This is a genomic window from Intrasporangium sp., assembly GCF_036566125.1.
GTDB lineage: Bacteria > Actinomycetota > Actinomycetes > Actinomycetales > Dermatophilaceae > Intrasporangium.
This window is the reverse complement of record NZ_DATCWX010000220.1, coordinates 1-9,486: the sequence shown is the minus strand read 5'-3', so window position 1 is coordinate 9,486 and position 9,486 is coordinate 1. Positions and strand designations below refer to the sequence as shown.

Here is a 9,486-nt window from a genome sequence, read left to right as displayed (position 1 = left end):
CCACGAGATCGACGCCGACATCGAGACCTTCCTCGAGGGCCTCGCGGTCGGCGAGACGCGCACCGACGAGCTGACCCGGGCGACCGACGCACTGCGTCGGCACATCTACCTCGAGGAGGAGTTCCTCTTCCCGCCTCTGCGCGCGGCCGGGATGCTGCCGCCGGTGCTGGTGATGCTGCGCGAGCACGGGGAGATCTGGCGCACGCTCGACGCGATCGGCGCGCTCGACCTCGACGCCGACGGGTCACCGGCGCGCGACCAGTGCGCGACCCTGCTGACCCAGCTCGGCGCCCACAACGCCAAGGAGGAGCCGATCATCTACCCGCAGGGTGATGCGGTCCTCAGCGACCAGGCCAAGGCTGAGCTCCACGAGTTCATCGACAATGGCCGTATGCCGCCGGGCTGGGTCTGCGCGCAGGCGCGCCCTCGCGGCTGAAGACGAAAGGCAGGTGGTGGGCATGGAGGCGACCGTGAGCAGCCTGTTCATCTATCCCGACTCGGAGTCGCCCGCCCAGGAACTCGATGCGGTCGAGATCACGCCGACCGGCCCAGAGGGCAACCGGGCGAAGAAGCACGCGGTCCACATCGTCTCGGCGGAGGAGTACGTCGAGACCCACCCAAAGGCCAACATCGTCCTCGACGTCGCCCCGGACGTGCTCGCCTCGCTCGTCGGTTCCGTCGTGCGCCTGGGCGAGTGCACCCTGGTGGTCACGCGCAAGCCCGAGCAGTGCGCCGGCGTGTACGCCGACGTGGTCGAGCCGGGCGCGGTGTCAGTCGATGACCGCCTGCTCGTCGCGGCGGACGAGTGACGATCCACTCGAGCCATCCCTTCGAGCCGGACGAGACGGGCCGGGAGCCGATCCGCCGTTTCCGCGGCCGGGTCGGTGGGGCCGTGTCGCTCTGGACCTCCGGCGAGGGCAGGGACAGGGCGGGCCTGACCGTGACGTCAATGCTCGTCGCGGCCGGGGACCCCGCTCGGGTTGTCGTGCTGCTGCACCCGGATGCCGATCTGCTGGAGCGGATCGAGGAGACCTCGGCTGCAGTCGTCTCGCTGTTGGCGTGGCGACACCGGGAACTTGCCGATGTGTTCGCGGGCCAGTTCCCGGCACCCGGCGGCCCTTTCCGGGCGGGGGAGTGGGAGCAGACGGAGTGGGGTCCTCGCCTCGTGACCGCGCCCTCGTGGCTCGGCGTGCGGGCCGACGCGCGGTCGCGGCGGGATGTCGGGTGGTCGGTCCTGCTCGAGGCCGTCGTCGAGCACGTGGAGGTCGGCGAGGACGCCGGGGGAACCGGGGAACCCGAGAGCTCAGGGCCGCTCTTCCACCGCCGTGGTCGCTACCTCCGGCTGTGAGGAGAGGACGGGCGCGAGGCCGTGCCACGCGAGCTCGGTGAGGGACTCGACGAGCACCTCTCGCGGTGCCCTCACGGGCGAGGCGAGCCACTCGTCGGCGACCGCCTGGACCGCCCCGACGAGGGCCACGGCGCTCACTCGCCACGTCGCGGCGGCGATGTCGCCGTCTGGGGAGGACGCCTCCAGGAGCCGCGCGAGCTGGTCGGTCACGTGGCCGACGGTGGCGCCGACCGGGTCGTCGGTCAGCGGGCGGTCGACCATGGGTCGGTTGACCACGAAGCGGTAGAGCTGGGTGTCGGACTCGACGAGGGCAAGGTAGGCGTCAACGGTCGACGAGATCAGCTCGCGTGGGTCGGTGCCCGTGGCACTTGACCTCTTGAGGGCTGCCACGACGTCTCCGACGACGCGCTGGTCGACACGCTCAACGACGGCCCGGTAGAGCCCAGCCCGGTCCTCGAAGTGGCGGTAGATGACGGTCTTGCTCGTGCCCGCCTCGGCCGCGATGTCGTCCATGCCCACTCCGGCGCCGTGCCTGCGGATGGCCCGGATGGTCGAGTCGACCAGGCTCGCCCGGCGCTCCTCGCGGTGCCGGACCCAGCGCACCGACCGGCCGTCGGCGACATCCGGTGGGCCTCCCGGGCGCTGGGCATCGGTCATGAAGGCAAACTAACAGGTACTCGCTGTATCGACTACTGCGGGTTTCGGTTATCTTGATCCCTAGGTGGGCTGACAGACCCTAATGACAGCCCCGTATCCGGACGACCCAGGAGAGTTCATGGCACCCAAGACGAGAAAGTCGTCGGCCCGGCAGACGCGCCGTGTCGCCGTCCTCGGCGGCAACCGAATCCCGTTCGCTCGTGCCCAGGGCGCGTACGCCCGCGCGTCGAACCAGGACATGCTCACCGCCGCTCTCGACGGACTCATCGCCCGCTACGGCCTCGCAGGCGAGCGGCTCGGCGAGGTCGTCGCCGGCGCGGTGCTCAAGCACTCCCGCGACTTCAACCTCACGCGAGAGTCCGTCCTGGGCACGCGACTTGACGCCGCGACGCCCGCCTACGACGTCCAGCAGGCCTGCGGCACAGGCCTCGAGGCCGCGATCCTCGTGGCGAACAAGATCGCGCTCGGCCAGATCGACTCCGGCATCGCCGGCGGGGCGGACACGACGAGCGACGCTCCCATCGCCGTGAGCGAGGACCTGCGCAAGGTGCTCCTGGCCGTCAACCGCGCCAAGACCCCGATGGACAAGCTCAAGGCGCTGTCCGCCTTCCGGCCGACCCAGCTCACACCGTCGATCCCGGAGAACGGCGAGCCCCGGACCGGGATGTCGATGGGGGAGCACATGGCGGTGACCGCCGCGGAGTGGGGCATCTCCCGCGAGGCGCAGGACGAGCTCGCCGCTGCCAGCCACCAGAAGCTCGCCGCCGCCTACGACCGCGGCTTCTTCGACGACCTGATGACTCCCTACCTCGGCCTGACCAGGGACAACAACCTGCGGCCCGACTCGACCGTGGAGAAGCTGGCCAGGCTCAAGCCGGTCTTCGGCAGGGGCGAGAACGCGACGATGACGGCCGGCAACTCGACGCCGTTGACCGATGGCGCCTCGGCCGTGCTCCTTGCCAGCGAGGACTGGGCCGAGGCGCACCACCTGACCCCGCTTGCCTGGTTCGTCGACGCCGAGACGGCCGCAGTCGACTACGTCCACGGCGACGAGGGCCTGCTCATGGCACCGACCTATGCCGTCCCACGGCTCCTTGCCCGCAACGGGCTGACGCTCCAGGACTTCGACTTCTACGAGATCCACGAGGCCTTCGCGTCGACCGTGCTCACGCACCTCAAGGCCTGGGAGGACGAGGAGTTCGCCATCAAGCGGCTCGGGCTCGACGCGCCGCTCGGGTCGATCGACCGCAGCCGGCTCAACGTCAACGGCTCGTCCCTGGCCGCCGGTCACCCCTTCGCCGCGACCGGTGGGCGCATCGTCGCCGCGCTGGCCAAGCAGCTCAGGGAGAAGCGCGAGGCGACCGGGAAGCCGGTCCGCGGTCTTGTGTCCATCTGCGCTGCCGGTGGGCAGGGCGTCGTCGCGATCCTGGAGGCCTGAGACATGGCTGATCTCTTCACCACCGTCGTCACCTCACCCCTGGCGAAACGGGCCGGGGTGCCGCAGCCGACGCAGCTGCGCCGCTACACGCCGGGAGGCCCGCTCATCGAGGGCCCGGTTCTCCTCGCCGGCGGGGGCCGCTTCGAGAAGTCCCTGCGCGTCCGCCTCGACGAGGCCGGCGTCGCAGTGGTGAGCGCCGCCGACGACACGGAGGACCGCCTCGGCGCCCTCATCCTGGACCTGTCGGCAGCACTGGACCCGACCGAGCTGGCCCAGTTGCGCACCATCGGCGCCCCAGCCGTCAAGCGGCTCGCCAAGAATGCTCGCGTCGTCGTCATCGGCACGGACTCGGCGACGCTGACGGACGTCACCGAGGTGGTGACACAACGTGCCCTGGAAGGCTTCAGCCGCTCCCTCGCCAAGGAGCTGCGCCTCGGTGCGACGGGCAATCTTGTGCTCGCCCAGGGCGAGGCGCACGACGGGGTCTGGTCGGCAGTGGAGTTCCTCCTCTCCGGGAGGTCGGCCTACGTCGACGGCCAGGTCGTGCGGGTCGGCGACACCGCGGGAACGAACCAGGAATCCGTGAAACCGCTCGCTGGCAAGGTCGCGGTCGTCACCGGGGCCGCGCGAGGCATCGGCGCCGAGATCGCCCGCGTCCTCGCCCGAGACGGCGCCACCGTCGTGGCCGTCGACATCCCTGCGGCGGGTGAGGCGCTGGCCCGCGTCGCCAACGAGGTGAAGGGCACGGCCCTTCAGGTCGACGTCACGGCCCCGGGCGCCGGCGCTGCCATCGTGGATCACGCGACGCAGCGCCATGGCGCGATCGACATCGTCATCCACAACGCCGGGATCACGCGGGACAGGCTCTTCGTCAACCTCGACGAGGACCGGTGGGACAGCGTCATCGACGTCAACCTGCGCTCCATCCTGCGGATGAACGAGGCGATCCTCGGCGAGGGCGGCCTCGGGCGGGGTGGTCGAATTGTCTGCCTGTCCTCCATCGCCGGCATCGCGGGCAACCGGGGACAGACCAACTACGGGGCGAGCAAGGCCGGCGTCATCGGCCTGGTGACCGCGCTGGCGACTCAGGTCAAGGACCGCGGCATCACCGTCAACGCCGTCGCTCCGGGCTTCATCGAGACCGAGATGACGGCTCGGATTCCCTTCGCGACCCGCGAGATGGGGCGCCGGATCAACTCGCTCCAGCAGGGTGGTCTGCCCAAGGACGTGGCGGAGACGATCGCCTGGCTCAGCCAGCCGGGCGCGGCCGCCGTCACGGGCCAGGTGGTCCGGGTGTGCGGGCAGAGCTGGCTCGGCGCATGAGCGGGTCGGCCATGACGCGGGAGATCACCTTCGGGGCCGGGCCGGACCTCAAGCGGATCTACGCCACCGCACTGGTGACAGGGCGTCCCACATCCGGACCGCTGCCCGACGTCCGAGCCGTCCGGAGCGGGATCAGGGTCGACCTGGGCAACCTCGTCGACTACGCGCGGATGTGCGGCTTCACGGTGGGCGCCGCCCTGCCGCTGACCTACCCGCACATGCTCGCCTTCCCGCTGCAGATGGCCCTCATGAGCGAGCGCGACTTCCCGCTGGGCTTGACCGGGGCGGTGCACCTCGAGAACGTCATCACCGCAACCCGCCCGATCGCGGTGCAGGAGACCCTCGACCTCACGGTGTGGGCGGAGAACCTGCGACCGCACCGCCGCGGACAGCAGGCCGACCTCGTCTCCGAGGCGAGCGTCGATGGGCAGATCGTCTGGCGCGGCGTCAGCACCTACCTGTCCAAGGGCAGGGAGCACCCCGACGCGGCACCCTCCGAGCCGCCGTCCCTCGAGCCGCTGCAGGACGTCGCGACCGGCCCCATGTGGCGCCTCGGCGAGGACATCGGGCGCAGGTACGCGAGGGTCTCCGGTGACTGGAACCCGATCCACCTGCACGCGCTCACGGCGCGGCCGCTCGGCTTCCCGACCGCCATCGCGCACGGCATGTACAGCTATGCCCGAGTCGTCGCCGCCCTCGGTCCGACGCTGCCGGACTCGGGTGTGACGAGTCGCGTCTGGTTCCGCAAGCCGCTCCGGCTGCCGTCGACGGTCCGTCTCAGAAGTGCCATCGAGCCGCACCACATCCTCTCGCTGCTCGCCAGCGCGAGGGGCGACATCGAGCACGCCGTTGTCGAGCACACGTGGTAGACAGACCATTCCGTATGCCGCTGAGCCCGGTTCCGCTGTCAGCACAGCGGGTGCCGGGCTCAGTCACTCGGATGAGTGCATTTGAGCCAAACGGATGAAGAGCGCGGGTCGACAGATGTCGCGCGACGGGTGACGCTGTCGTCATGACCGACCTCTCGATCCTTCCCGAGACGATGAGCGTCTGGGAGACGATCGGGTCCGAAGGCGCCGGCCGCATCCGACAGGTCGAGCGCGCGCTGCCGCGACCGGGCCATGGAGAGGTGATCGTGCAGGTTGAGACCTGCGGCGTCTGCCGGACCGACCTGCACGTCACCGAGGGCGAGCTGCCCGAGCATCGACCCCACGTCGTCCCCGGCCATGAGGTCGTCGGACGGGTTGTCGGCCTCGGAGAGGGGACGTCCCGCTTCGAGGTCGGGGACCGCATCGGCATCGCGTGGCTCCGCAGCACGTGCGGGACCTGCCGATGGTGCCGGTCGGGTCGGGAGAACCTCTGCCGCTCAGCACGATTCACCGGGTGGGACGAGGATGGTGGATACGCCATGTTCACCACGGTGCCCGAGGCCTACGCGTACCGCGTGCCACCGGAGATCGAGGCCGAGCAAGCGGCGCCCCTCCTCTGTGCCGGGATCATCGGCTACCGCGCGCTCCGGCGGGCAGCCGTGCCTCCCGGCGGGCGACTCGGGATCTACGGCTTTGGAGCCAGCGCCCACCTGACCGCACAGATCGCCCTGGCCCAGGGCGCTGAGGTCCACGTCCTCACGCGGGGCGAGGACGCTCGCCGACTCGCACTCGACCTCGGGGCGAGTTCGGCGGGACCGGCGGACGGGCTGCCCCCGGTGCCGCTCGACGCGTCGATCCTCTTCGCGCCAGCCGGTGAGCTGGTCCCCGTCGCCCTGGCCGGCCTGGAGCAGGGTGGCACGCTCGCGCTGGCCGGCATCCACGTCAGCGACCTCCCCACGCTGGACTACCAACACCATCTGTTCCGGGAGAAGACGCTCACCTCCGTCACCGCGAACACGCGTCAGGACGGTGAGGAGCTCCTCGCTCTCGCCGCGCGGCTCGGCGTGCGCTCGACGGTGACGACCTACCCCTTCGACGTCGCCGACCAGGCACTCGACGACCTCAAGGAGGGCCGCTTCGCCGGGGTCGCCGTCCTCAGCCACGCGCAGCCCCCAACCCCGTGATCGAGTGAACAAGAACTGTGGGACCCGGCCCAGCGGCATACCCCCAAGAACTGTTCACTCGATCGCCCGGGCGCTTTCGCTTGGCACCCGTTGCTGTCGATACGCTTGAGCGCGGCCGCGCCCAGCGGCATACGACCCTTGAAGGAGCACCCTCGTGTCTGCACAGATCACCGTCACCCTCGCCGGGAGCGAGCGAACGGTCACGGAGCAGACGACGGCCGGCGAGCTCTTCGAACAGAACGGAAGCGCCAACCGTTCAGTGGTTGTCGCCCGGGTCAACGGGGAGCTGCGCGACCTCTTCCACGTCCTTCGCGAGGGGGACGTCGTCGAGCCAGTGACCATCGACTCCGAGGACGGTCTCGCCGTCCTTCGCCACTCCACCGCCCACGTGCTTGCCCAGGCCGTCCAGTCCCTCCACAGCGACGCCAAGCTCGGCATCGGCCCGCCGATCCGGGACGGTTTCTACTACGACTTCGACGTCGAGGAGCCCTTCCACCCTGAGGACCTCAAGGCCCTCGAGCGGGCGATGCAGAAGATCATCAACGAGGGACAGACCTTCCAGCGGCGCGTCGTCACCGACGAGGACGCCCTCCGGGAGCTCGCCCATGAGCCCTACAAGTGCGAGCTGGTCGGCCTCAAGGGCGGCGCGGGGGAGGCAGCCGAGGGTGCGAGCGTCGAGGTCGGCGGCGGCGAGCTGACGATCTACGACAACGTCCGGCGCGACGGCACCCGTGCGTGGGGGGACCTCTGCCGCGGTCCCCACGTCCCGAGCACCAAGGTGATCGGCAACGCCTTCAAGCTGATGCGCGTGGCAGCCGCCTACTGGCGTGGGTCGGAGAAGAACCCACAGCTCCAGCGGATCTACGGGACCGCCTGGGCGAGCAAGGACGACCTCAAGGCCTACCTCGACCGGCTTGCCGAGGCCGAGCGCCGCGACCACCGCAAGCTGGGTGCCGAGCTGGACCTCTACAGCTTCCCGGACGAGCTCGGGTCCGGGCTGCCGGTCTTCCACCCCAAGGGCGGGGTCATCAAGCGCGAGATGGAGGATTACGTCCGCCGGCGCCACATCGAGGAGGGCTTCGACTACGTCGGGACGCCGCACATCAGCAAGGACGGCCTGTTCCACACGTCGGGACACCTGCCCTACTACGCCGACACGATGTTCCCGCCGATGGAGCTGGAGGGGGCCGAGTACCGCCTCAAGGCGATGAACTGCCCCATGCACAACCTCATCTTCAAGTCGCGCGGTCGGTCCTACCGCGAGCTGCCGCTGCGGTTCTTCGAGTTCGGCTCGGTGTACCGCTACGAGAAGTCGGGCGTCGTGCACGGTCTGACCCGCGTGCGCGGCCTGACGATGGACGACTCGCACTCCTATGTCGCCGAGGAGCAGGCCCCCGACGAGATCAAGCACCTGCTCGACTTCATCCTCGGGCTGCTCAAGGACTTCGGTCTCACCGACTTCTATCTCGAGCTGTCGACCCGCGACGACGAGGGCGACAAGAAGGACAAGTTCATCGGGACGAACGAGCAGTGGGCCGTCGCCACCGCCGTCCTCGAGAAGGCCGCCACCGAGTCCGGCCTCGAGCTCGTCGCCGACCCGGGTGGCGCTGCGTTCTACGGCCCCAAGATCTCCGTCCAGGCCAAGGACGCCATCGGCCGGACCTGGCAGATGTCGACAATCCAGTACGACTTCAACCAGCCAGAGCGCTTCGGCCTCGAGTACCAGGCTGCCGACGGCTCGCGCCAGCAGCCGGTGATGATCCACTCGGCGAAGTTCGGCTCGATCGAGCGGTTCCTCGGTGTGCTCGTCGAGCACTACGCGGGCGCGTTCCCGGTGTGGCTCTCGCCGGTCCAGGTGCTGGGTGTGCCGGTGGCGGACGAGTTCGCCGACTACCTCGGCGAGGTGCTGGACCGGCTGCGCCGCAAGGGAGTCCGAGTGGAGCTGGACGCGAGTGACGACCGCTTCCCGAAGAAGATCCGCAACGCGTCGAAGTCGAAGGTGCCGTACGTTCTCATCGCGGGGGAGGACGACCGCGCTGCCGGGGCCGTGTCATTCCGCTATCGGGACGGGTCACAGAAGAACGGTGTGCCGATCGACGACGCCATCGCGGAGATCGTGGCCGCGATCGAGTCGCGCGCCCAGGTCTAGCGCCGGCACCCACGACGACCAAGCCGGCCCTCCAGCCGCTGGCGACGAAGTAGGCTCCACGCTCTCGGCGTGTCTCGTCGACACGCCGAGAGCTCCACGCTTTGCCGACAAAGTTTTGGTGAACCGCTTGCAAACACCACGTGGCGGGGCTAGAAAGGAACTACCGAACCGCTTCGGCGGATCGGCTCTTCCTCACCTCGGTGAGCGGAGAGAGAAGGCCCGGGAACTCATACTTCCCGGGCCTTCACCTTCCCATCGGCGCAAGCCCACCGATTCCCGGCCCCGTGGCTCTCACACCCGCGGGGCCGCGTCGTGTCCCGACAAGCGGAAGCCAGCCCAGCGGCATACGGGATGACGAAGCTCGGCGGTCAAGGCCAGGGGCAGGGTCAGGGGCAGGCGTACCGTCGTGGTACGCGTTTTGGGGAGGAGCCATGGGTCGCACCAGAGGGCGGGGACAACCATCTCCGCAGGGCGCTCAGGGCCCTGAGGCATCTGGCCAGAGACCGCCCGGCCCACCG

9 protein-coding genes are annotated in these 9,486 nt (G+C 69.7%); 8 read left to right on the top strand and 1 reads right to left on the bottom strand.

Going from position 1 to position 9,486, the window contains the following annotated elements; genetic code table 11:
* From VIR15_RS13520 to VIR15_RS13510, 3 genes are all read left to right on the top strand, one after another.
* Nucleotides 1–436, top strand: a 436-nt coding sequence (locus VIR15_RS13520; RefSeq protein ID WP_331928478.1) for a hemerythrin domain-containing protein, incomplete at its 5' end; no start/stop codon positions are given.
* A 34-nt stretch (nt 437–470) separates the two neighbouring features.
* Nucleotides 471–809, top strand: coding sequence for a hypothetical protein (locus VIR15_RS13515; protein WP_331928476.1), 339 nt, complete (start codon nt 471–473; stop codon nt 807–809).
* Nucleotides 806–1,348, top strand: coding sequence for a flavin reductase family protein (locus VIR15_RS13510; RefSeq protein ID WP_331928474.1), 543 nt, complete (start codon nt 806–808; stop codon nt 1,346–1,348). The genes VIR15_RS13515 and VIR15_RS13510 overlap by 4 nt, the downstream gene beginning before the upstream one ends.
* Here VIR15_RS13510 and VIR15_RS13505 read toward each other — a convergent pair.
* Nucleotides 1,304–2,005 carry a TetR/AcrR family transcriptional regulator gene (locus VIR15_RS13505; RefSeq protein WP_331928472.1) on the bottom strand — a complete coding sequence of 234 codons (702 nt, stop codon included), beginning with the start codon at nt 2,003–2,005 and terminating at the stop codon, nt 1,304–1,306. The genes VIR15_RS13510 and VIR15_RS13505 overlap by 45 nt on opposite strands.
* 118 nt (nt 2,006–2,123) lie before the next feature.
* Between VIR15_RS13505 and VIR15_RS13500 the strand changes: the two genes are divergently transcribed.
* The 5 genes from VIR15_RS13500 to thrS all read left to right on the top strand — a co-directional run bounded on the left by VIR15_RS13500 (nt 2,124) and on the right by thrS (nt 8,968).
* Nucleotides 2,124–3,443, top strand: coding sequence for an acetyl-CoA C-acetyltransferase (locus VIR15_RS13500; protein ID WP_331928470.1), 1,320 nt, complete (start codon nt 2,124–2,126; stop codon nt 3,441–3,443).
* A 3-nt stretch (nt 3,444–3,446) separates the two neighbouring features.
* Nucleotides 3,447–4,766 carry a 3-oxoacyl-ACP reductase gene (locus VIR15_RS13495; protein WP_331928468.1) on the top strand — a complete coding sequence of 440 codons (1,320 nt, stop codon included), beginning with the start codon at nt 3,447–3,449 and terminating at the stop codon, nt 4,764–4,766.
* A complete protein-coding gene (locus VIR15_RS13490) occupies nt 4,763–5,635 on the top strand; it encodes a MaoC/PaaZ C-terminal domain-containing protein (RefSeq protein WP_331928466.1) in 873 nt (290 codons plus the stop codon). The genes VIR15_RS13495 and VIR15_RS13490 overlap by 4 nt, the downstream gene beginning before the upstream one ends.
* Before the next feature lie 143 nt (nt 5,636–5,778).
* Nucleotides 5,779–6,819: a zinc-dependent alcohol dehydrogenase family protein gene (locus VIR15_RS13485; RefSeq protein ID WP_331928464.1), complete on the top strand. Its 1,041-nt coding sequence runs from the start codon at nt 5,779–5,781 to the stop codon at nt 6,817–6,819.
* A 154-nt stretch (nt 6,820–6,973) separates the two neighbouring features.
* The gene (gene thrS, locus VIR15_RS13480; protein WP_331928462.1) at nt 6,974–8,968 is read left to right on the top strand and encodes a threonine--tRNA ligase; all 1,995 of its coding nucleotides are present in this window, start codon (nt 6,974–6,976) and stop codon (nt 8,966–8,968) included.
* Nucleotides 8,969–9,486: the final 518 nt, after the last annotated feature.